This window comes from Nocardioides nitrophenolicus (genome assembly GCF_016907515.1).
GTDB lineage: Bacteria > Actinomycetota > Actinomycetes > Propionibacteriales > Nocardioidaceae > Nocardioides > Nocardioides nitrophenolicus.
The window spans coordinates 1,812,220-1,833,997 of record NZ_JAFBBY010000001.1; the positions used below are offsets into that span (position 1 = coordinate 1,812,220).

At 72.2% G+C, this 21,778-nt stretch carries 16 protein-coding genes; 5 read left to right on the forward strand and 11 right to left on the reverse strand.

Annotated elements, in window-relative coordinates:
- Positions 1–18: 18 nt before the first annotated feature.
- On the forward strand, positions 19–594 hold the full coding sequence (dcd, locus tag JOD66_RS08980; RefSeq protein WP_179728051.1) for a dCTP deaminase: 576 nt from the start codon (positions 19–21) through the stop codon (positions 592–594).
- Between the two features lie 105 nt (positions 595–699).
- Positions 700–1,713 (forward strand): siderophore-interacting protein, encoded by a 1,014-nt coding sequence (locus tag JOD66_RS08985; RefSeq protein WP_239545149.1) that lies wholly within the window; start codon positions 700–702, stop codon positions 1,711–1,713.
- A 133-nt stretch (positions 1,714–1,846) separates the two neighbouring features.
- Here the strand turns inward: JOD66_RS08985 and dmpG are convergent, their stop codons facing one another.
- From dmpG to JOD66_RS09000, 3 genes are read right to left on the reverse strand one after another with little or no spacing between them, the layout of a single operon-like run.
- Positions 1,847–2,878 carry a 4-hydroxy-2-oxovalerate aldolase gene (gene dmpG / locus JOD66_RS08990; RefSeq protein WP_204836542.1) on the reverse strand — a complete coding sequence of 344 codons (1,032 nt, stop codon included), beginning with the start codon at positions 2,876–2,878 and terminating at the stop codon, positions 1,847–1,849.
- Complete coding sequence (locus JOD66_RS08995; RefSeq protein WP_204836543.1) at positions 2,875–3,822, reverse strand: acetaldehyde dehydrogenase (acetylating); 948 nt, start codon at positions 3,820–3,822, stop codon at positions 2,875–2,877. The genes dmpG and JOD66_RS08995 overlap by 4 nt, the downstream gene beginning before the upstream one ends.
- Complete coding sequence (locus JOD66_RS09000) at positions 3,819–4,640, reverse strand: 2-keto-4-pentenoate hydratase (protein WP_204836544.1); 822 nt, start codon at positions 4,638–4,640, stop codon at positions 3,819–3,821. The genes JOD66_RS08995 and JOD66_RS09000 overlap by 4 nt, the downstream gene beginning before the upstream one ends.
- 69 nt (positions 4,641–4,709) lie before the next feature.
- Here JOD66_RS09000 and JOD66_RS09005 point away from each other — a divergent pair, with 69 nt between their 5' ends.
- Positions 4,710–5,474 carry an IclR family transcriptional regulator gene (locus JOD66_RS09005; RefSeq protein ID WP_307823404.1) on the forward strand — a complete coding sequence of 255 codons (765 nt, stop codon included), beginning with the start codon at positions 4,710–4,712 and terminating at the stop codon, positions 5,472–5,474.
- Positions 5,475–5,682: 208 nt separating this feature from the next.
- Here JOD66_RS09005 and JOD66_RS09010 read toward each other — a convergent pair whose 3' ends face one another.
- Complete coding sequence (locus JOD66_RS09010) at positions 5,683–7,758, reverse strand: CocE/NonD family hydrolase (protein ID WP_204836545.1); 2,076 nt, start codon at positions 7,756–7,758, stop codon at positions 5,683–5,685.
- Positions 7,759–7,827: 69 nt separating this feature from the next.
- A complete protein-coding gene (locus tag JOD66_RS09015; protein ID WP_204836546.1) occupies positions 7,828–8,631 on the reverse strand; it encodes an SDR family NAD(P)-dependent oxidoreductase in 804 nt (267 codons plus the stop codon).
- Positions 8,632–8,687: 56 nt separating this feature from the next.
- Here JOD66_RS09015 and JOD66_RS09020 point away from each other — a divergent pair, with 56 nt between their 5' ends.
- Positions 8,688–9,296 (forward strand): TetR/AcrR family transcriptional regulator, encoded by a 609-nt coding sequence (locus tag JOD66_RS09020; protein ID WP_204836547.1) that lies wholly within the window; start codon positions 8,688–8,690, stop codon positions 9,294–9,296.
- On the opposite strand, the gene JOD66_RS09025 is transcribed toward JOD66_RS09020, so the two are convergent.
- The 6 genes from JOD66_RS09025 to JOD66_RS09050 form a co-directional block, all read right to left on the reverse strand.
- Positions 9,293–10,213: an NAD-dependent epimerase/dehydratase family protein gene (locus tag JOD66_RS09025; protein ID WP_204836548.1), complete on the reverse strand. Its 921-nt coding sequence runs from the start codon at positions 10,211–10,213 to the stop codon at positions 9,293–9,295. The genes JOD66_RS09020 and JOD66_RS09025 overlap by 4 nt on opposite strands.
- An 85-nt stretch (positions 10,214–10,298) precedes the next feature.
- Positions 10,299–11,135, reverse strand: a complete 837-nt coding sequence (locus JOD66_RS09030) for a DUF4097 family beta strand repeat-containing protein (RefSeq protein ID WP_204836549.1) — start codon at positions 11,133–11,135, stop codon at positions 10,299–10,301.
- Positions 11,136–11,162: 27 nt separating this feature from the next.
- A complete protein-coding gene (locus JOD66_RS09035) occupies positions 11,163–11,726 on the reverse strand; it encodes a toxin-antitoxin system HicB family antitoxin (protein WP_204836550.1) in 564 nt (187 codons plus the stop codon).
- A gap of 270 nt (positions 11,727–11,996) precedes the next feature.
- Positions 11,997–13,625 carry an AMP-binding protein gene (locus JOD66_RS09040; RefSeq protein WP_204836551.1) on the reverse strand — a complete coding sequence of 543 codons (1,629 nt, stop codon included), beginning with the start codon at positions 13,623–13,625 and terminating at the stop codon, positions 11,997–11,999.
- 333 nt (positions 13,626–13,958) lie between these two features.
- The gene (locus tag JOD66_RS09045) at positions 13,959–17,411 is read right to left on the reverse strand and encodes a heterodisulfide reductase-related iron-sulfur binding cluster (RefSeq protein ID WP_204836552.1); all 3,453 of its coding nucleotides are present in this window, start codon (positions 17,409–17,411) and stop codon (positions 13,959–13,961) included.
- Positions 17,412–17,590: 179 nt separating this feature from the next.
- Positions 17,591–20,158 (reverse strand): amidohydrolase family protein, encoded by a 2,568-nt coding sequence (locus JOD66_RS09050; protein ID WP_204836553.1) that lies wholly within the window; start codon positions 20,156–20,158, stop codon positions 17,591–17,593.
- Between the two features lie 122 nt (positions 20,159–20,280).
- Here JOD66_RS09050 and JOD66_RS09055 point away from each other — a divergent pair, with 122 nt between their 5' ends.
- Positions 20,281–21,756, forward strand: coding sequence for a M1 family metallopeptidase (locus tag JOD66_RS09055; protein WP_204836554.1), 1,476 nt, complete (start codon positions 20,281–20,283; stop codon positions 21,754–21,756).
- The last annotated feature ends 22 nt before the right edge of the window (positions 21,757–21,778 follow it).

Consider the following 21,778-nt stretch of genomic DNA (forward strand, 5'->3'; position numbering starts at 1 on the left):
GCCGGTAGGGTGCGGGGCGTGCTGCTCAGCGACCGCGACATCACCGCCGAGATCGACGCCGGCCGGATCGCCCTCGAACCGTACGACCCCGGGCTGATGCAGCCGTCGTCGGTGGACTTCCGCCTGGACCGGTTCTTCCGGGTCTTCGACAACCACAAGTACCCGTCGATCGACCCGGCCGCCGACCAGTCCGACCTGACCCGCGTGGTGGAGCCGGAGGGCGACGAGCCGTTCATCCTGCACCCGGGCGAGTTCGTGCTCGGGTCGACGTACGAGGTCGTGACGCTGCCCGACGACATCGCGGCCCGGGTGGAAGGCAAGTCCTCGCTGGGCCGGCTCGGGCTGCTCACCCACGCCACGGCCGGCTTCGTGGACCCCGGCTTCTCCGGGCACGTCACCCTCGAGCTCGCCAATGTCGCCACGCTGCCGATCAAGCTCTACCCGGGCATGAAGATCGGGCAGTTCTGCTTCTTCCGGCTGTCGTCGCCGAGCGAGCACCCGTACGGCTCGGAGCGGTACGGCTCCCGGTACCAGGGCCAGCGCGGGCCGACGCCGTCGCGGTCGTTCCAGAACTTCCACCGCACACAGATCTGACTTGACGGGGAGTTCTGGCACTTGACGGGCATTGCAACGGCCGACAAGTGACGGAATCGCCGGTCAACCGGCGATCCATGCACGGGGTTAGGTTAGCCTGACCTCATGACCGTCGACCAGAACGAGTACGTCGCCACCCTGCCCATGCTCCTCACCGAGCTCGAGGTGGTGCGGGCCGAGCGGGTGTCGCCGTCGTTCGTGCGGATCGAGCTCGCCGGCGCGGCCCTGGCCGAGCTGGGCCCCGACGGGCCGTCGTACGACCAGCGGATCAAGCTGATCTTCCCCAACGCGGCCGGCCGGCTGCCGTCGTTCGCGGACGCCGACGAGTCCTGGTGGACCACCTGGATGGAGATCCCCGAGGACGAGCGCGGCTCGATGCGGACCTACACGATCCGCGACCGGGTCGGCACGGGCGCCGAGACCCGGCTGGTCGTCGACATCGTCGTCCACGAGTCCGACCACGCCGAGGACCACGCCGACGACCACGCCGGCGACCACGACCACCTCGACGGCGCCGGCAACCGCTGGGCGCTCCAGGCGGCCCCCGGGCAGCGCCTGGTCGTGATGGCACCGCGCGCGGGCCACGACTTCGGCGGCATCGAGTGGTCCCCGGGCGACGCGACCCGGCTGCTGCTCGTCGGCGACGAGACCGCCGTCCCCGCGATCCGGGGCGTGCTGCGCGACCTGCCGGCCGACGCCACCGGGGCGGCGTACGTCGAGGTGCCGGTCGACGGGGACGTCCAGGACCTGGCCGCCCCCGCCGGCGTACGGGTGACCTGGCTGCCGCGCAACGGCCGTGCCCGCGGGGTGGACCTGCACGCGGCGGTCATCGACCACCTGACCGGCACCACCCCCGCCGAGACGGTCGTGGTGACCGACGACGAGATCGACCCCGACCTGTGGGAGACGCCGGTGCACTCCTCGTCGGGCGAGGAGGTCGCCGCGGCGACGGCGGTCCCGACCGGGGACGCGCCGTACGCCGGGCTCTATGCGTGGATCGCCGGCGAGTCCAAGGTGGTGACGGGGCTGCGCCGCAAGCTGGTCAACGAGCTCGGCCTGGACCGGCGCCAGGTCGCCTTCATGGGCTACTGGCGCGAGGGCGTCTCCATGCGCTCCTGACCCGGCAGAAACTGGCTCCGCAAGCCCGCCGACCCGGCAGAAAGTTGCCAACTTTCTGCCGGGTCGGCGTGATTCTCGAGCTACTTTCTGCCGGGTCGGCGCAACCCCGGAGCTACTTTCTGCCGGGTCGGCGTCAGACCAGCGCCGCCTCGCGCTCGGCCACGATGGTGAGCGCGATGTCGACGATCATGTCCTCCTGGCCACCGACCAGCCGGCGCCGGCCGCACTCCATCAGGATGTCGCGGACGTCGACGTCGTACTGCTCCGCCGCCCGCTCGGCGTGGCGCAGGAACGAGGAGTACACGCCGGCGTAGCCGAGGGTCAGCGTCTCGCGGTCGACCCGGACCGGGCGGTCCTGGAGCGGGCGGACGATGTCGTCGGCGGCGTCCTGCAGCTTGAAGACGTCGCAGCCGTGCTCGAAGCCCATCAGGTCGGCGACCGCGATGAACGGCTCGATCGGGCAGTTGCCGGCGCCGGCGCCGTGGCCGGCGAGGGAGGCGTCGACCCGGTAGACGCCGTTCTGTACGGCGACCACCGAGTTGGCCACCGAGAGCGAGAGGTTCTCGTGGGCGTGGATGCCGATCTCGGTCTCCGCGTTCAGGACGTCGCGGTAGGCCTGCACCCGCGCGGCGACGTCGTCCATGGTCAGCCGGCCGCCGGAGTCGGTGACGTAGACGCAGTGGGCGCCGTACGACTCCATCAGCTTGGCCTGCCGGGCCAGCTGCTCGGGCTCGGCCATGTGGGAGAGCATCAGGAAGCCGGAGACGTCCATGCCGAGCTCGCGGGCCGCGGCGATGTGCTGGGCGGAGACGTCGGCCTCGGTGCAGTGGGTCGCGATCCGCACCGACCGCACGCCGAGGTCGTAGGCCCGCTTCAGCTCGTGGACGGTGCCGACACCCGGCAGCAGCAGGGTCGTCAGCCGGGCGTTCTCGAGCACCGACGCGGCGGCCTCGAGCCACTCCCAGTCCGTGTGGGAGCCGGGGCCGTAGTTGACCGAGCCGCCGGCCAGGCCGTCGCCGTGGGCGACCTCGAGCGCGTCGACACCGGCCTCGTCGAGGGCGACGACGATCCGCTTCACGTCGGCGGGCGAGATCCGGTGCCGGATCGCGTGCATGCCGTCACGCAGGGTGACGTCCTGGACGAAGATCTTGGTCTTCTCGGTCACAGTGCAGCCTCCTTGGCAGCGGCGATCCGCTCGGCGACCTGCAGGCCGGCCGAGGTCATGATGTCGAGGTTGCCGGCGTACGCCGGGAGGTAGTGGCCGGCGCCGGTGACCTGGAGGAACACCGAAACCTGGTGGGTCGGCCGCGCCGCGCCGTCGACGAGCAGCGTCTCGACCGGCTGGTCGGCGGGGATCTCGGCGACCTGGACCTTCTGGACCAGCTGGTAGCCGGGCACGTACGCCGCCACGTCGGCGACCATCTTCTCCACGCTCGCCCGGATCTCGTCGTGGACGGCCGGGTCGGGCGCGTGGACGAGCGCGAACACGGTGTCGCGCATCATCAGCGGCGGCTCGGCCGGGTTGAGGATGATCACGGCCTTGCCGCGCTTGGCGCCGCCCACCGCGGCGATCGCACCGGAGGTGGTCTCGGTGAACTCGTCGATGTTGGCGCGGGTACCGGGGCCGGCGGACTTCGAGGAGATCGACGCGACGATCTCGGCGTACTCCACCGGGACCACGCGCGAGATCGCGGCCACGATCGGGATGGTGGCCTGGCCGCCGCAGGTGACCATGTTGAGGTTGGGCGCGTCGAGGTGCTCGTCGATGTTGACCGCCGGGATCACGTACGGTCCGATGGCGGCCGGCGTGAGGTCGATCAGCCGCTTGCCGAGCGGGCGCAGCAGGGAGTCGTTGTGGACGTGCGCCTTGGCCGAGGTGGCGTCGAAGACGATGTCGATGTCGTCGAAGCCGGGCAGCGCGATCAGGCCCTCGACCCCCTCGTGGGTGGTCGGTACGCCGAGGTCGCGCGCGCGGGCCAGGCCGTCGGAGTCCGGGTCGATGCCGACCAGGGCGCCCATCTCGACGTGCTGCGCGGTCTGCAGGATCTTGATCATCAGGTCGGTACCGATGTTGCCGGACCCGATGATGGCCACCTTGGTCTTGCTCATGAGTCCTCCTCGTTGCTGGCGGTGCTGAAGCTGATCGAGACCGATCCGAGTCCGTCGATGGTGAGCTCCACGTCGGCGCCGGGCGCGGCGGGGCGCATCGGGCCGAGGGCGCCGGACAGCACCACCTGGCCGGCGCGCAGTGGGTCGCCGAGGTCGCGCGCCTGGCGGGCCAGCCACTGCAGCGCGACGAGCGGGTCGCCGAGCGAGGCGGCACCGGTGCCGACCGAGTCGTCCTGGCCGGTCACGGTCATCGCCATGGCGGCGTCCTTAGGCGAGAAGTCGTCGAGGGTACGACGCTCGGTGCCGAGCACGTAGCCGCCGGCCGAGGCGTTGTCGGCGACGGTGTCGGCGAAGCTGATGTCCCAGTTCGCGATCCGGCTGTCGCAGACCTCGATCGCGGCGACGGCGTAGTCGACGGCGGCCGCGATCTGGTCCAGCTCGAGGTCGCCCTCCGCGAGGTCGGCGCCGAGCACGAAGGCGATCTCGCCCTCGACCTTGGGCTGCAGCAGGCCGCTGATGTCGATCGGCGCGGAGGCGTCGTACTCCATGTCGTCGAAGAGCACGCCGAGGTCGGGGGTGTCGACGCCCAGCTGCTTCTGCACGGCCTCGGAGGTCGCGCCGATCTTGCGGCCGACGACGGCCGCGCCGGCGTCGAGGCGGTGCGCGTTGAGCTGCTGCTGGACGGCGTACGCGAGGTTGATGTCGCGCTCGCCGATCAGGTCGCGGACCGGCGCGCAGGGCTGGTTGTCGACCAGCGCGGAGTGCAGCCGGTCGGCGGCGGCCCGGACGGCCGTGTCGAGATCGAGAGCTTCGGTCATGGTCCCCACTCTCCGGCCTCGGGTGCCCGCCCGCCACGCGCGCGTTCCACTCACCGGTACGCTGTGCTGGTGGCGGAGGCACGGGACCTGGACACCGTCCTCGGCAAGGCGGTCGCCCTGCTGCGCGCCTTCGGCCCCGAGGACCGGCTGCTCCCCCTCGCCGAGCTGGTCCGCCGCACCGGCCTGCCCAAGGGCACCGCCCACCGGATCGCCGGCGACCTGGTCCACCACCGGCTGCTCGAGAAGACGCCCCACGGCTACCGGCTGGCCGGCGGCCTGTTCGAGCTCGGCATGCGCGCGGCCACCGAGCGCACCCTGCTCGAGGTGGCGATGCCGTTCCTGCAGGAGCTCTACGAGCGCACCCACGAGACCGTGCACCTCGGCGTACGCGACGGCACCGAGGTCGTCTACATCGCCAAGATCGGCGGCCACCGCCAGGCCCGCAGCCCCTCACGCACCGGCGGCCGGATGCCTATGCACTGCACGGCGCTCGGCAAGGTGCTGCTCGCCCACGCGGAGCCGGCGGTCCGCTCCGCCGTCTTGGCCGGCCCGCTCGAGCGTCGTACGCCGCACACGGTGGTGGCGCCCGGCCTGCTCGAGCAGCAGCTGGAGCGCGCCTTGGAGGCCGGGCTGGCGTTCGAGCGCGAGGAGTCCACCCCGGGCCTGCTGTGCGTGGCCGCGCCGGTGCTCGACGCCGACGGCGCGAGCGCGCTGGCGGCGATCAGCGTGACCGGTCCGGTCGGCCGGTTCCGGCCCGAGGCACACCAGAACGCGGTCCGGGCGGCGGCCACGGCGCTCGCGAGCACGCTCGCCCGCCGCCCGGGCGGGTTGTAGCGGGGCGTCGGGGCGGGGTGGGGGCCAGTGGGGTGCCGGCCGCTGTAACACGCAGTTCGCCGCTGTAACCGACGCGAGTCGTCGCGAAACCGGGTCCGTGCGGGTCCGCTACATCAGGTGCGGGTCCGGTGGGACAGCGGACAACGTGTTACAGCCCGAGGAGCCGCCCCCGCCGCCCAGCCCGCGCCCCGCTCAGCCCGCGCCCCGCTCAGCGCACCGCCATGGTCAGCACCGACGGGTACTGCGGACCGGTGTGGACCGTGACCGGCACCAGCTGGCCGACCAGGTCGGTCACCGGCGACAGCAGGTGGGGTACGTCGAAGGCCTGCACCGCGATCCGGAGCCGGTGGCCCTTCGCGACCACCGCACCGGTCGGGAAGATCTCGACGTCCACCGGTGCGATCTCGCCGGCCGGGAGCTTCGCCTTCGCCTCGCGGGTGAACGGGTGGTACGGCTGGAGGAGCTGACCGTCGAGGTAGCGCGAGCGGCTCTCGTCGAGCGCGCGGTGCGCGATGGTCTGCCAGCCGCCGCTGATCCGGGTGACCGTCCCGTCAGGTGCGACGTCCTCGACCGCCACCGACAGCATCCCGTCACCGGTCGGCGTCGAGACGTAGAGCCGCGCGTTGAGCGGACCCTGGAAGTGCACGTCGGCGTCCTGCGGCGCGGTGTCGAAGGTGACGCCGCCGAGGTCGTTGAGCTTGTTGTCCTTGAAGCAGGCCAGGTCCTTGAGCAGCACGTTCGGCACCCCGGCGGTCCACTGGTTGGCGGAGCGGGTGCACAGCCCGGTGACCGGGATCGGCGGGACGATCGCGGACCCGGGGCTCGACGGACCCGTGGTCAGTACGCCGGCCCTGCCCCCGACGGCGGCGTCGCCGGAGAGGGCATAGCTGCGGGCGGAGAGGTCGCCGTCGATCCACTTCGCCTTGCGCACCCAGGAGCCGGAGCCCTGCTCGTAGTAGGTGAGCGGCGCGATCTGGTCGAGCTGCCCGTCCCGCCCGTTGAGGTACTGGTCGAACCAGCGCAGCTGCAGCTCGGCGAGCGAGCCGTAGCCGGCCTTGCCGACCTCGGCGCCGGCCGAGCCCTGGAGGTGGTCCCACGGGCCGAGGATGAGCTTGGTCGGGATGCCGCGCTGCTGGAGCCGCTCGAAGACGAGCGGGGTGCCGCGCTGGAACAGGTCGAACTCGCCACCGACCAGGAAGGTCGGCACCGTCACCTTGTCGAGCACCTCGATCGGCGAGCGCTCGCGGTAGAACGGCCCGTCGTACGCCGGGTCGCCGCCGAGCAGTGCCTGGGTGGCGAGCGGCAGGGTGAAGCCGAGCCCGCCCATCAGGTGGTCGAGCGCCATCTTGAAGCCGGCCTGCGGCTCCTCGATGCCGTACGCCGGCGGGATGATGCCGGTCGCGGTCACCAGGCCGAGCCACAGCGGGATGAACCCGACGTCGATCTGGCCGCCGGAGGCCACCACGTCGCGGTAGACGTCGGCGGCCGGGACCTGCGGGAAGATCGCCTTGAGGCCCTTGGGCTGCTGTGCGGCCGCGAACAGCTGGGAGATGCCCATGTAGGACGCGCCGGTCATGCCGACCTTGCCGTTGCTCCACGGCTGGGAGGCGGCCCATTCGACGATCGCGCCGGCGTCCTTGCCCTCGCGGGCGCTGAACGCGGCCCACTGGCCCTGGGAGCCGCCGGTGCCGCGGGCGTCGACGGTGAGCTGGACGTAGCCGCGGGCGACCAGGTAGCCCGGGTCGGCGCCGGCGAGGGTGGCACCCGCGCCGGCGGAGAGGATCGTCTTGTTGTACGCGGTGATCGTGACGATGACCGGCAGCGGCGTGCTGACCGGCTTGCCGTCGGCTCCCACGGGGCGCTGCAGGTCGCCGCGCAGGATCACGCCGTCGTCCATGGTGATCGGGATGTCGCGGGTGGTGACGCTGGCGTCGTACTGGGCGGGGCGCGGGGTCCACGGCGCGGCGGCGGGCGCGGGCGCGGCACCGGTGGCGCCGGGAGCCGGGCTGCTTCCCGGCGTGCCGGTCGCGGGAGCGGCGGGCTTGGCCTTGGCGCACTTCTTCTTGTGCTTCTTGGCGTACTTCGGCTTCGCGCACTTCTTCGGCCGCTGCGCGAGCGGCGTCCCGTCGGCGGGCTGCGCGGCCGTGGTGGCCGTCGCGGTGGCCCGGGCCGAGCTCGCGCTGGCCCCGGCGGCGTCCCCCGCGAGCGGGAGCACGAGGCCGGCGGCGAGGCCGGTGCTGAGCAGCGCGGCCACCAGGCGGCGGCGCAGGGCGTGGTCGATCATGGGTGGTCCCCTCCCGTGGCGTACTCACGGGTAACGAGCGACCTGTGGCGACGGTCACGCCCGGATCGCTCAGGGCCGGTCGGGCATGTTCGTCCACCCCTTGCCGTCATGGCGCCGGAACCACCCGGACGCGGCCAGGGTGCCTCCGTCGACGGGGATCGTGTGCCCCGTGACGAAGCGGGCGGCGTCGCTGGTCAGGAAGTCCACGACGCCGGCGTGGTCCTCGGCCTCGGCGAACCGGCCGAGCGGCAGCCACAGCGGCACCAGCTCCTCGTCGCGCCCGCGCAGCATCGCCGCGCTGGAGGTCTGGGCGGTGTCGGTGAGGTCCGGCGCGATGGCGTTCACCCGCACGCCGCGCGGCCCCAGCTCGACCGCCATGCTCTTGGTGAAGGCGGAGACACCGGCCTTGAAGGCGGAGTACGGCGCGCTGGCCGGGATGCCGCGGTAGGCCTCCACCGTCGAGACGTTGACGATCGCCGAGCCCGGCCCGAGGTGCGGCAGCACGGCGTACGTCATGGCGATGACGTGGCGCAGGTTGACCTCGTAGAGACGCTGCCACTGCTCGGGGGTGCTGTGCGCGAGGTCGCGCGAGGCAGGGCGGAAGTCGCCGACGTTGTTGACCAGGACGTCGATCGTGCCGCTGATCCCGGCGGCCGCGGTCGTGACCGCGGCGACGGTCTCGTCGTCGGTGATGTCGCCGGTGATGACGGTGCACGTCCCGCCCTCCGCGCGGATGCCCGACGCCGTGGCGTCGGCGGCCGCCGGGTCGAGGTCGTTGAGGACGACGTGGTCGCCCCGCGCCCCCAGCGCACGCGAGATCGCGCCGCCGATGCCCCCGGCACCGCCGGTGACGATGCTGACCCGCTGTTCCATGCTCACTCCGCTCATTCCGCTCATTCCGGTGTTCGACGTTCTGGCAGGATCACGGCGTGACCCGTGAGACCGCTCCGGCGCGCCGGATGCGGGTGCGCGAGGACCCCGCCGTACGCCGGCAGGCGATCCTCGACAGCGCCGCGACCCTGTTCGCGCGGCGCGGGTTCGCGGAGACGACGGTGCGGCACATCGCCGACGAGGCCGAGATCCAGTCGGGCAGCCTGTACCACTACTTCCCCTCCAAGGACGCGCTCCTGGAGGCGGTGCTCCGGGAGTTCCTGGCCGACCTGGCGTCCGCGACCGAGGCGATCGTGGACGCGGACGTCGCGCCACGACAGCGGGTCGGCGACCTGGTGCGGCACGCCTTCGGACTGATCGCCGAGCGTCCCGCCTGGGTGCTGACCTACCAGAACGAGTTCCTGCGCGTGGTCGACGAGCCCGACTTCGCCTTCGTCGCCGAGCAGAGCGCGGCTATCGAGGCGGGCTGGGTGCGGGCACTGCGCGCGAGCGCCATCGCCGGGGACTTCGCGGTCGACGTACCTGTCGACGTGCGCTACCGACTGCTGCGCGACGCGACCTGGACCGCGGTGCGGTGGTATCGCGCCGGCGAGGCGAGCGATGCGGCCACCCTCGCCGAGCAGTACCTCGCGGTCCTCTACCACTAGCCGCGGGGCGGCAGCGCGTCGACCGCGGCGACCATCGCGCGCAGCGTCGCCGCGAGGTCGCCGCCCTCGTAGCCCAGCAGCTCCCGCTCGGCGGCGTCCGGCTCGTAGTCGATCGTCACACCCTTGCCGGCGACCAGGAAGTCGTCGGGCAGGAACGCGTGGTCGTCGTCGCAGACGGCGACGGTGCGCCCGGCGCCGGCGGCGTCGAAGAGGGCCTGGAAGTAGGACTGGAAGCTGAGGTTCTCGTCGCCGATGAGGTACGCGCGGCCGGACTCGCCGCGCTCGACGGCGCCCGCGACGGCGGCGGCGACGGCGTGCACCGAGATGTAGTTGGTGCCACCGTGGGGCGCACAGTCGGGCACCTTCGCGGCCAGCCCACCGCGCGCCCAGCGCACCATCTTGGCGAACGCGTGGAGCGCGCGTCCCGGCGCGACCCCGACGACATTGGGCGGGTTGACCGCGCACACCGCGAACTCGGGGGTGGCCAGCGCGAGGACGCCGCGCTCCGCCTCCGCCCGGGCGCGGACGTAGGCGTTGGTCGCGACCAGGTCCGGCAGCACCTGGTGGTAGTAGCTGCCGACCAGCACCGCCCGTCGTACGCCGGCGTCACGGGCCTCGGCGAAGAACGCCGGCAGGCTCGCGGTCTGCACGTCCTGCCAGGTCTCGGCCGAGGCGTGCGGGCCGACGTGGCGGATGTCCTGGGCGGCGGCGAACACGAGCGCGTCGAACTCCCGGAGCCGCTCGGTCCAGCCGGGACTCGTGTAGTCGCCCTCGACCCACCGGTGGGCCGCGGCGGGCGCACCCTCCTCAGGCCGGTTCCGCCCGGCCACGGCGACGTCGTACCCACGCCGGGCGAGCTCGGTCGCCACGGTCGAACCGATCAGGCCGGTGCCACCGACCACCAGGACCCGCTGCATGCCGCCTCCTCGCTTTGACCTATCGAGCGCTTGGTAGATAAGAGCAGCATAGGCGAGCCCGCGCGGGAGTCAACCACGCGGCCCGTCAGGCGGGAACGAGGGAGATGTCGCCCGAGACGGTGGTGGCGCGCAGCTCGACGTGGTCGGCACCCGGCTCCGGCCGGCCGACCGGCGGCAGGGTGGAGCTGACCCGGCCGGTGACGGTCGTGACGTCGGTCCAGACCGGCGTACCCGCGGGGATTCCGACGCGGACCCGGGTCGAGGCGCCCTTGATCAGGATCCGACCGCGGCGCGCCGTACGGACGACGACGTCGCCGGAGCCGGTCTTGCTGGTCAGGTCGGCCACGGACTCACCCACCTCGAGGTCGCCCGAACCGGTCTTCACGATCGCCGTACCAAGCGCTTGGCCGAGGCAGACGTCGCCGGAGCCGGTGGACACGGACGCGGCCTGGGCGACCCGGCCCAGGTCGACGGCGCCGGAGCCGGTGCGGACCCGGACGTCGCCGTCGACCTCGGCGACGCTGACGTCACCCGAGCCGGTGTCGACGACCACGGTCCTCGCCTGGTCGAGGACCACCTCGCCGGACGCGCTCTTGACCCGGGCTGTCATCAGCCGGCCACTGGCGGTGATGCTCGCGCTGCCACTGCGGGCGATCAGGTCGCTGTCGAGCGGCACGACGACCTCGATGTCGAGCTCATCAGCACGGGCGAAGACGCCATTGCGCTGCTTCGGGGCGTGCACGCCGATCCGACGGCCGTCCTGGGTGACCCGGACCTCGGCCGCACGCGCGCCGGCGAGGGTCACCTCGGTCGTCGCCTGGTCGGCGGCCCGGACGACGATCCGACCGCGGCCGTTCTCGACGTGCAGGCGGACCGGTCCGGGGGTCTCGAGGACCTGGCGGAGGGGCTCGTGGTCGGTCATGGGATCTCCTTGGTCTGGTAGGCCCGCTCAGAGCCAGCCGGTGAGACGGCGGTCGGCACCCGGCTTGCCGCCGGGCTGACCGCCGAACGGGAAGTCGGCGCCGAACGGCCGACTGGACAGGTCGACGTCGACCGGGAGGGCGCGCTCACTCGTCGCGCTGCGGATCAGAGTGACCAGCCAGGTGTTGAGCGACTGGCCGGCCTGGGCCGCGGCCTCGTCGGCGCGGGCCTTGAGCGACTCCGGGAGCCGCAGGCTCACCCGCGCCTGCCCCTCGTCCTCGGCGGGCGGCTCGGCCGGCACCGGGCCGGTCACCAGCTCCGGCGCCGCCGGACCCACCGGCCCGTTCGGCTCACCCGGCGTCACCACGAAGTCGAGGTCGCGACCGTCGAGCCGGACATCGACGCCGCCGCTCGGCATCGCGGCCGTGATCTCCGCGGCCGCCTGGCTGATCGCCTCCATCACGGCGAGCCGTACCGCGGGATCCAGCGCGTAGCCCAACCGCTCGGCCACCTCCCGCGCCTGCTCCCCCGCGCTCTCGGCGGCGGCGAGGAGGTCGCGGCGGAGGCTCTCGACGTACGGCCCGATGTCCATGACATCACTATGACGCCATCATGACATCATTTCAACTGCGTGGTGCTGTCATTCCGCCGACCCGGCAGAAAGTGGTGTGCAGAACGCGCCGACCCGGCAGAAAGTCGCGTCGGGGGGACGCCGACCCGGCAGAAAGTCGCGCCGGGGGGACGCCGACCCGGCAGAAGATCGCGCGCCGTGCGCGCCAGTTTCTGCCGGGTCGGCGGGAATCCAGAGCCAGTTTCTGCCGGGTCGGCGGGAATCCAGAGCCAGTTTCTGCCGGGTCGGCGGTCAGCCGAGTCCGAGGAGCTCGGTCGAGCGCTCGCGCATCTCCACCTTGCGGACCTTCCCGGTGACGGTCATCGGGAACTCGTCGACCAGCAGGACGTAGCGCGGGATCTTGTAGTGCGCGAGCTTGCCGGTCGCGAAGGCGCGCACCCCGTCGGCGTCGAGCGAGTCCGCGCCGGGGCGCAGGCGGATCCAGGCGCACAGCTCCTCGCCGTACTTCTCGTCGGGTACGCCGACCACCTGGACGTCCTCGACGTCGGGATGGGTGTAGAGGAACTCCTCGATCTCGCGCGGGTAGATGTTCTCGCCGCCGCGGATGACCATGTCCTTGATCCGGCCGACGATGTTGGCGTAGCCGTCCTCGCGCATCACGGCGAGGTCGCCGGTGTGCATCCAGCCGTCGGCGTCGATCGCCTCGGCGGTCTTGTCGGGGTCGTTCCAGTAGCCGAGCATCACGCTGTAGCCGCGGGTGCAGAACTCCCCCGGCTCGCCCCGCGGCACGGTCTCCCCCGTCACCGGGTCGACGATCCGGATCTCGACGTGGGGCGCAGCCCGGCCGATGGTCGACGTACGACGGTCCAGGTCGTCGTCCGCGCGGGTCTGGCAGCTCACCGGGCTGGTCTCGGTCATGCCGTAGGCGATGGACACCTCGGCCATGTGCATGTCGTTGATGCAGCGCTTCATCACCTCGACGGGGCAGATCGAGCCGGCCATGATGCCGGTGCGCAGGGTCGCGAGGTCGTAGGCGCCGAAGTCGGGCGCGTTCTGCATCGCGATGAACATCGTGGGGACGCCGTACACCGCGGTGCAGCGCTCGTCCTGCACGGCCTTCAAGGTGATCGTCGGGTCGAAGCCGGGCGCCGGGATCACCATCGTCGCGCCGTGGGTGACGCAGCCCAGGTTGGCCATCACCATGCCGAAGCAGTGGTAGAAGGGCACCGGGATGCACAGCCGGTCCTGCTCGCTGAACCCGATCAGCTCGGTCACGAAGTAGCCGTTGTTGAGGATGTTTCGGTGGCTCAGCGTGGCGCCCTTGGGGAACCCGGTGGTGCCGCTCGTGTACTGGATGTTGATCGGGTCGTCCGGCCTCAGCTCGCGCTGGCGCTCGGCGAGCGCGTCGGCGGGCAGGTCCGCTCCAGCGGCGACCAGGCGCCGCCAGTCGTCGCTGTCGACGTACAGCGTCTGCTCGAGGCCGGGCACCTCGCCCTTGCCCGTGACCTCCTCGACCATCCCCCGGTAGTCGCTGGTCTTGAAGCCGGTCGCGGCGAACAGGAGGCGTAGGCCGGACTGGTTGACGGCGTACGCGAACTCATGGGTGCGGTACGACGGGTTGACGTTGACCAGGATCGCCCCCGCCTTGGCCGCCGCGAACTGGATGATCGTCCACTCGGCGCAGTTGGGCGCCCACATCCCCACCCGGTCGCCCTTCGCGATCCCGAGCCCGATCAGGCCGCGCGCCGCCTCGTCGACAGCGTGGTCGAACTCGCGCCAGGTCCACCGGCGCCCGCTCGCCACCTCGACCAGCGCCTCACCGTCGGGCCACCGCGCGACGGTGCGCTCCAGGTTGGCCCCGATCGTCTCGTCGAGGAGGGGGGTGGTGGTCTCGCCTGCGGCGTACGACAGCTCGGTCATGAGTCCATGGTGGCGCGGAGGTGAGCGCGGTCACACCCCTCGAAAGGAGGTGGCTGCCCACAGGCTCGCGCGAGCGAGTGTCGGCGCCGCCTCGGAGCGGGCATCGACCGGATGGTCCGGCGCCGGGGGTGGGTCGACGGAAGCCTCGGCCATGACGCCGCCACCGCCCGGGATCGCGACCTCGACGCGGCCCTCGACCGCGAGCAGACGGTCCGCATCGACTACGACCACCTGTCGACCGTGGCTGCTCGACGGCCGCGAAGGTGGCTCGCCACGCAGAAGTGTGGAGTCTGGTGCGCACTATCGGGGCACCAGACTCCACACCTCAGAAGCTCAGAGGTCGAACAGGGACTCCGCGGCGTTGATGTCGGCGTCGGTGCGGGGCTGGTGGGCCTCGCCGGAGGACGACGGGGGCGCCGGCGCCGGGGCGGCCTCGGGGGCCGGCTCGGGGTCGGGGACCGGCTCGGGCTCGGGGACCGGCTCGGGCTCGGGGACCGGCTCGGGCTCGGGGACCGGCTCGGGCTCGGGGGCCGGCTCGGGCTCGGGGACCGGCTCGGGCTCGGGGGCCGGCTCGGGCTCGGCGGCGGCCGGGGCCGGAGCGGCCGGGGCGGCCGGGGCGGCGATGTCGAACAGCGAGCCCATGGCGTTGATGTCGACGTCGGTGGCCGGCGCGGCTGCGGGAGCGGCGGGCGCCGGGGTGGGCGCGGGCGGCTCGTCGGCGACGGCGGCCTCCTCGGCACGCGCCTCGGCCTCGACGGGCTCCTGCTCGGCGACCGGCGCCGGGGCGGGAGCCGGGGTCTCGGCGGACGGCGACTCGGCGGCCGGGGTCGGGGCGGCCGGGGTCGGGGCGGCCGGGGTCTCGGCGGGGGCGGCGATGTCGAAGAGCGAGCCACCCGCGTTCAGGTCGACCGACGGGGCCGGGCTGGCCTCGGCGGCCGGGGCCTCGGGAGCAGCCGGGGCCTCGGCAGTAGCCGGCGCCTCCGGAGCAGCGGCCTCGGCAGGGGCGGGCGCCGGGGGCGCCTCCTCAGCGGGGGCGGCGATGTCGAACAGCGACCCGCCGGCGCCGAGGTCGGTCGTCGGCGCGGGCGCCTCCGCCTTGGCGGCCGCGGCCGGCGGCGCCTCGGCCTGGGCAGCCTCGGCCTTGGGCGCCTCGGGGGCGGGAGTCGGCGTGTCGAACAGCGAGCCGCCCTCGTCGAAGAGCGAGCCGGCGCCCGCGGGCGCGGCCTTCTCGTCGGCCTTCTCCTCAGCCGGCGCGGCCGGCGCGGCGGCAGCAGGAGCGGCCGGGGAGTCGAAGAGCGAGCCGGGGTCGTCGAAGAGCGAGCCGCCACCCGAGGGGGCGGCCTTGTCCTCGGCCGGGGCAGCGGGGGCCTCCGGAGCAGCCGGCGCCGCGGAGGCAGGCGTGTCGAACATCGAGCCCGGGTCGTCGAACATCGAGGAGCCGCCGGATGCCTTGGCGGCCGGGCCGGCGTCCTCGGTGGCGACGACGGTGTCGTCGGTGATGGTGACGTCGCCGGCCTCGGGCTCGGCCTTCGCGGCGACCGGGTCCGCGGCGGCGGCGGGAGCGGCAGCCTTGGGGGCCAGCGGCGTGCCCTCGCCGGGGAGCAGCTTGGTGGCCTGCTCGCCCTTGACCGAGGCGAGCAGCATCTGGGCGACGTCGAGGACCTCGACCTCCTCGCGCGCCTCGCCGTCGGCCTGCATCTTGGTCAGGCCGTCGGAGAGCATCACGCGGCAGAACGGGCAGCCGACGGCGACCTGGTCGGCGCCGGTGCCGACGGCCTCGGCGGTGCGGTTGAGGTTGATCCGCTCACCGATGGTCTCCTCCATCCACATCCGGGCACCGCCGGCGCCGCAGCAGAAGGACCGCTCGGAGTTGCGCTCCATCTCGGCGAACTCGGCGCCGGGGAGGATCTGCAGCAGGTCGCGCGGCGGGGTGTAGACCTGGTTGTGGCGACCCAGGAAGCACGGGTCGTGGTAGGTGATCTTGCGGTTGTGGGCGCCGGCGCCGGAGGCGACCGGGGTGAGCCTGCCCTCGCGGACCAGGCGGTTGAGCAGCTGGGTGTGGTGGATGACCTCGAGCTCGAGACCGAGCTGGCGGTACTCGTTCTTGAGGGTGTTCATGCAGTGCGGGCAGGTCGAGACGACCTGCTTCGCCTTGGCGTCGGTGAGGGTCTCGATGTTCTGCTGGGCCAGGCCCTGGAACACGAACTCGTTGCCGGCCCGGCGGGCGGAGTCGCCGGTGCACGTCTCACCGTTGCCGAGTACGCCGAACGACACGCCCGCGAGGTCGAGCAGCTCGGCGACGGCGCGGGTGGTCTTCTTCGCGCGGTCCTCGTAGGCGCCGGCGCAGCCGACCCAGAACAGCCAGTCGACCTCCTCGAGCGACTCGATCGAGTCGCCGACGACCTTGACCTCGAAGGGCAGGTCCTTGGCCCAGTCGAGGCGCGCCGTGGGCGACATGTTCCACGGGTTGCCCTTGTTCTCCAGGCCCTTGAAGAGACCGTTGAGCTCGGAGGGGAAGTTGGACTCGACGAGCACCTGGTAGCGGCGCATGTCGACGAAGTGGTCGACGTGCTCGATGTCGACGGGGCACTGCTGGACGCAGGCGCCGCAGTTGGTGCAGGCCCACAGGGCGTCCTCGTCGACGACGAAGTCGCCGCCCTCGGGCATGTAGAACCAGTCGTCGACGCCGTCGGCCTGCTCGTGGTCGGTCTTGCCGACCAGGGCGCGCTGCTCGGCGCCACCGGCGACGGCGTACGCCTCCTCGCGCATCGCCATCATCATCAGCTTGGGCGAGAGCGGCTTCTCGGTGTTCCAGGCGGGGCACTGCGACTGGCAGCGACCGCACTCGGTGCAGGTGGTGAAGTCGAGGATGTCCTTCCAGGAGAAGTCCCAGATGGAGCCGGCGCCGAGCATGGCGTCCTCGTCGAGGTCGTCGACGTCGTCGAGGGTGATCGGCTTGCCGCCGGACGTCAGCGGCTTGACCGCGCCGAGGGCGGTGCGGCCGCTCTCCTCGCGCTTGAACCAGATGTTGAACCAGGCGGTGAACCGGTGCCAGGCCACACCCATGGTCAGGTTGGTCGCGATGACCATCAGCCAGACCATGGCCGAGACGATCTTGACCATCGCGATGAAGAAGATGATGTTCTCGAGCGTGCCGACGGAGTCGTGGCCGGTCGGGAAGAGGTTCGCGAAGACCTGCGAGACGGGGAAGTGGAAGCCGTCGGCGTGCTCGGCGGCCTCGCCGCCGTGGGCCTTGGCGAGGTTGTACTCGGCACCGCGGATGAAGAGGATCGCGGAGCTCTCGAGCAGCACCATCGCCTCGACGAAGTAGGCCTGCCACATCGTGGAGCCGAAGAAGCGGCTGCGGCGGCCGAGCTGGGAGGGCTTGTGGGTGAGCCGGTAGACGATCAGCGGGATGATCGCGATCGTGCCGAGCAGGCCCAGCAGCTCGGCGACCCACTCGTAGACCCACCACTTGCCGATCACCGGGATGGTGAACTCGGGGTCGAAGAGCTGGATGTAGGCCGCGGCGACCGCGGTCGAGAGCGCGATGAACGCCGCGAAGGCGAACCAGTGCAGGATGCCGATCCAGGTCCACTGGAGCATGCGGGTGTGGCCGAAGGTCTCCTTCAGCATCGTCAGCGTGCGGCCCGCGGGGTTGCCGGTGCGACCGGGCGCCGGCTGACCGCGCTTGATCACCCCGAGCATCGCGACGACGGCGCGCGCGGTCAGCGCGACCGCGACGACCGAGACGGCCAGGGAGACGACGATCGCAACGATCTGCATGGTGTCCAACAGCTCCTCATCCGGCAGGGAGTCAAGGGGCGCGCACAAGAGTGCGCGCGACGAGCCTAGTGCCGGACGACGGACCCCGCGGCGATAGGCAAGCCTTACCCACGTACGCTGGCGCCGCAGGCACCCGGGATCCTACCGGCAGGTAACTTCTCGGCGCCGTGACCATCGCCTCACCGGCGGTACTTGACCTTCTTCACCGTGCCGTTGGCCCTGAGCTTCACGACCACGGTCACCTTGACCAGCTTCTTGGCCTTCTTGCCGTTCTGGGTGGTCTTCTTGGCCTTGGCACAGAAGGTGAACCTCTTGTCGAGGCGCAGGTAGGGCTGGCCGACCCGCGCGATCACCTGGTCGGTGGTGAAGTGCCGGCGCACCATCCGTTTGCCGAGCTTCTTGGCCTTGGCCAAGGACATCCGCAGGCCGGGGTTGCGGCACGAGTCGGGTCGCACGCCGTAGGCCCGCTCCCACATCTGCAGGTAGGCCTCGGCGCCACGAGACATGTCGTCGACGATCTTGGCGCCGTCGCCACGCCCCTGCGCCTCGGCGATCTGGCGCAGGTCCTCGACCCAGTCGGGGTAGAGGCCGTACTGCGCGACGCCGTCGGTGTTGATGTCCCAGACCCGCTCGCCGGCTCGCTGCCGGTCGATGGTCACCCCGCCGAGGCCGGTGAAGGGGTAGCGCACCGGGTTGGGCACGTCGGCGCCGCGCGGGTTGCCCTGGGCGCCGAGCCCGTTGATGTCGGCGCCGAAGCCGAACCCGAAGTAGTAGCGCGGGTCGGCCCAGCCGAGGTGGCGGCGCCACTTGGCGACGAAGCCCGTCGAGTCGCCGGCGTAGGGAGTGATGAAGCCACCGGACCGGTAGATCCGCGGGTAGGTGTCGGGCGTGGACCACGAGTGGCTGGAGATGACGCCGGCGTAGCGCAGGTCCTCGATCACGTCCATCGAGGCGGCGCGCGCCTTGACCGAGAGGTGGTCGGGGTCGAAGACCATCTTGCGCTTCGCCAACCCCTCGATGGTGTGGACGCCGAGCTCGGTCAGCCCGCGCTTGTTGCAGTGGGCGGGCTGCGGGTAGAGCGGCAGCGCCGGGAGCAGGCCGAGCACCTTGCCGAGCGCGCCGAAGAGCGCGTCCTGCTGGCCGGCGGTGATGTCGGGGATGGTGATCTGGGCGTTGTCGGAGGACTCGCCGTCGGCCGGCTCGCAGTGCTCCATCGCCCAGAACGTGCCGGTCTCGAGGAAGTTGGCGGCGTTGACGAGCGGACCGATCGCGCCGGCGTCGCCGGCCACGCCGGCCAGCGCGTTGTCGAACTTGTTGACCAGCTCCATCTGGCGCACGCCGAGCGCCTGCATCTCGTCGAGGTTGGCGTCGATCTCGGCCGGGGTGCAGGCCGGGAGATCGCGACCCAGCACGGTCTTGTAGGTGCAGCCGAACGGGATCGAGGTCTCGATGCCCATGACGACGGCCATCTTGCCGGCGTTGATGACCCGGCGGGCCTCGAAGGGGTCCTTGACGATCCGGTAGAAGCCCTTGCCGGGGCCGCCGAACTGGGCGTCGATGTAGTCCTGCATGATCCGCATGTCCTTGGCCTGCAGCCGGATCGAGGTCATGTCGTCGCAGGAGTTCTTCTTCAGCGGATAGAGCTGGCAGAGCTTGTTGTTCTCGACCAACAGGTTGACGAACAGCCGCTGCCCGCCGCGCCAGGCCCGCTCGAGCCAGCGGTAGTAGGTGCCCTCGTGGGTCAGCGACTCCGGCGCCGGCCAGTCCTTGAAGGTCGGCCAGCCGACCGGGTCGTGGGACGGCTCGCCGGACAGCACCGACTCGAGCAGCGCGCCCTTGCCGCCGGTGATCTTGTGGTCGGCGCAGTCGTCGAGCGCGTACGGCGCGCCGTATTCGTGCCACGGACGTCCGCAGTGGACCTTGCCGCCGAGGAACTCGAAGGCCATGCCGTGGGTGTGGGCGTCGACGAAGCCACGCACCTCCTGGTAGGGCGCCGCGCCGCCGAACGGGTCGCCGCTGACGTTGATGTCGGCCTCGGGGTACGCCGGGCAGCCGCTCGCGAGCGCGGCCCGGAAGAGGGTGCCGGAGGGGCCGGTGGTGAGGCCGCTCCCCTGGGCGACCAGGGCGCCGGCGCCGTCGATCTGGAGCGTGAAGCCGCCGTCGGCGCCGGTGAGGGTCCAGTCGGCCTGGGGGCCGGGCTTGGCGGCGATCGTCACCGAGCCGTTGCCGTTGCGGGTCAGCTCGCCGCTCGGCGTGTGGAGCAGGTAGCCGCCGAGGCGGGTGGCCTTGAAGTAGTAGGGACCGAAGGAGGCGCCGCCCGCGCTGAGGGAGTAGCAGCCGCCGGCCAGGGCGTAGCGATCGGCCGGCACGGCGGCCCGGGGCGGGTAGGCGGCTGTCGGGACCAGGCGGGGGTCGGGCAGCGCCCGCTCCGCGTCGACGTAGGCCGCGGATGCCCTGCGCTCGCGGGCGGTGGTCGGGTCGACCACGTCGTCGCCGACCGTGAGGCCGCGAGCGACGTCGTTCTTGGTGGCCGGGTCGTTGTGGTCGTGGACCGGGAGCAGGGCGTCGTCGTGGGGGACGCCGAGGTCGGACTTGCGCTGCTCGGCGGCCGCCGCGAGGGACAGCGAGCCGTCGCCCGAGCCGGTCGTGGGCACGGCGAGCGCGACCCCGACCACGGACAGCGCGACCAGCGCCGCGAGTCCGACCCGCTGCCACCCTCGCGGCCCGGCGATCAGTGCGTCCTCCACCACTCCACCTCCCGTTCCCGGGCACACCCCGGTGATCCCGATCACTCTCCAACGAGGGTCCGACACAACGGTGACGCCCGAACGTGAACTTCTGTCAGATCTCCGCCCGGCATGATGGCGCCATGACGCGTGCACCGGGCCTGCTCGCCGCCGCGACCGCGATCGGCTGCTCCCTCGCGCTCGCGGCCTGTGCCGGTCCGGTCGCGGGCCGCTCCGCGGGCCCCGGGCGGACCACCGCCACGCCCACCAGCGCGCCCAGCAACACGGCCGAGCCCGGCGAGCTCGCCATCGCGCGCAGCGAGCCGCGCGCCGACTCGGTGTACCCCGAGTACGGCAACACCCTCGTCGACGCGCTCCACTACGACCTCGACCTCACCTGGGCGCCCGACACCGACCGGCTCACCGCGCGCGAGACGCTCACCTTCCGCGCGACCCGCGACGCGGAGCGGATCCCGCTCGACTTCAACGAGCAGCTCGCCATCTCCGCCGCCACGGTCGACGGCGCGCCCGCCGCGACGAGCGTCGAGGGCAACGACCTCACCGTCGCCCACCCGGTCACCGGCGGCCGGGAGTACGAGCTGGTCCTGGAGTACGCCGGCACGCCCGCCGCGGCCCCCGCCCCGAGCCAGCGCTCGGACTTCACCCAGGGCGTCGGCTGGACCACCACCGCCGAGCACGAGACCTGGACCCTGCAGGAGCCCTTCGGCGCCTTCACCTGGTACGCCGTCAACGACCAGCCCTCCGACAAGGCGCTCTACGACTTCACCCTCACCGTGCCGGCCCCGATGTCCGGCGTCGCCAACGGCGTGCTCACCTCCTCGACCACCGAGGACGGGCGCAGCGTGAACAGCTGGCAGCTCGCGGAGCCGGCGGCGTCGTACCTGGTCACGGTGGCCTTCGGCGACTTCCAGCACACCGACCTGACCTCGTCGAGCGGCATCCCGATCCAGGTCTGGACCGACGCCGACGGCGAGCCCCTGCCCGGCGACACCGCGCGCACGCCGGACGCGCTCGACTGGCTGGAGGACCTGCTCGGGCCCTACCCGTTCGACAGCTTCGGCGTGCTCGTCGTCGACAACGACAGCGGCATGGAGACCCAGACCATGATCACCCTCGGCGACACGCCGTACAGCCTCTCGGAGGCGGTGCTGGTCCACGAGGCCGCCCACCACTGGTACGGCGACACGGTCACCCCGGCCGACTGGTCGGACGTGTGGATGAACGAGGGCATGGCGATGTACCTGCAGGGCATGTGGGAGGCCGAGCAGGAGGGCATCTCGATGGCCCGCAAGGTCGACCAGTGGGCGGCCTTCGAGCCCGACCTGCGCGCCGAGTCGGGGCCGCCGGGCGCCTTCGACCCGACCCGGTTCGGCGACGGGAACATCTACTACGGCCCGGCGCTGATGTGGCAGGAGCTGCGCGAGCGGATCGGCGAGCGCCGGTTCTTCGAGGTGCTCCGGGAGTGGCCGGCCGCGCGGGCCAACGGCAGCGCCGACCGCCAGGAGTACGTCGACTGGATCGAGGAGACGACCGGCGAGGAGCTGTCGTCGTTCTTCGACGACTGGCTCCTCGACCGGTCGACTCCCCCACGCGACTGAGCGAGCGGCCCAGCGGCCCAGC

Excerpts from the sequence above, each read along its gene's own strand:
- JOD66_RS09025 (WP_204836548.1), bottom strand. The coding sequence starts at position 10,213 with ATGCAGCGGGTCCTGGTGGTCGGTGGCACCGGCCTGATCGGTTCGACC.
- JOD66_RS09035 (WP_204836550.1), bottom strand. The coding sequence starts at position 11,726 with ATGGACATCGGGCCGTACGTCGAGAGCCTCCGCCGCGACCTCCTCGCC.
- JOD66_RS09045 (WP_204836552.1), bottom strand. The coding sequence starts at position 17,411 with ATGCAGATCGTTGCGATCGTCGTCTCCCTGGCCGTCTCGGTCGTCGCG.
- JOD66_RS09030 (WP_204836549.1), bottom strand. The coding sequence starts at position 11,135 with ATGACCGACCACGAGCCCCTCCGCCAGGTCCTCGAGACCCCCGGACCG.
- JOD66_RS09055 (WP_204836554.1), top strand. The coding sequence starts at position 20,281 with ATGACGCGTGCACCGGGCCTGCTCGCCGCCGCGACCGCGATCGGCTGC.
- JOD66_RS08985 (WP_239545149.1), top strand. The coding sequence starts at position 700 with ATGACCGTCGACCAGAACGAGTACGTCGCCACCCTGCCCATGCTCCTC.
- JOD66_RS09000 (WP_204836544.1), bottom strand. The coding sequence starts at position 4,640 with ATGACCGAAGCTCTCGATCTCGACACGGCCGTCCGGGCCGCCGCCGAC.
- JOD66_RS08995 (WP_204836543.1), bottom strand. The coding sequence starts at position 3,822 with ATGAGCAAGACCAAGGTGGCCATCATCGGGTCCGGCAACATCGGTACC.
- JOD66_RS09040 (WP_204836551.1), bottom strand. The coding sequence starts at position 13,625 with ATGACCGAGCTGTCGTACGCCGCAGGCGAGACCACCACCCCCCTCCTC.
- JOD66_RS09010 (WP_204836545.1), bottom strand. The coding sequence starts at position 7,758 with ATGATCGACCACGCCCTGCGCCGCCGCCTGGTGGCCGCGCTGCTCAGC.
- JOD66_RS09015 (WP_204836546.1), bottom strand. The coding sequence starts at position 8,631 with ATGGAACAGCGGGTCAGCATCGTCACCGGCGGTGCCGGGGGCATCGGC.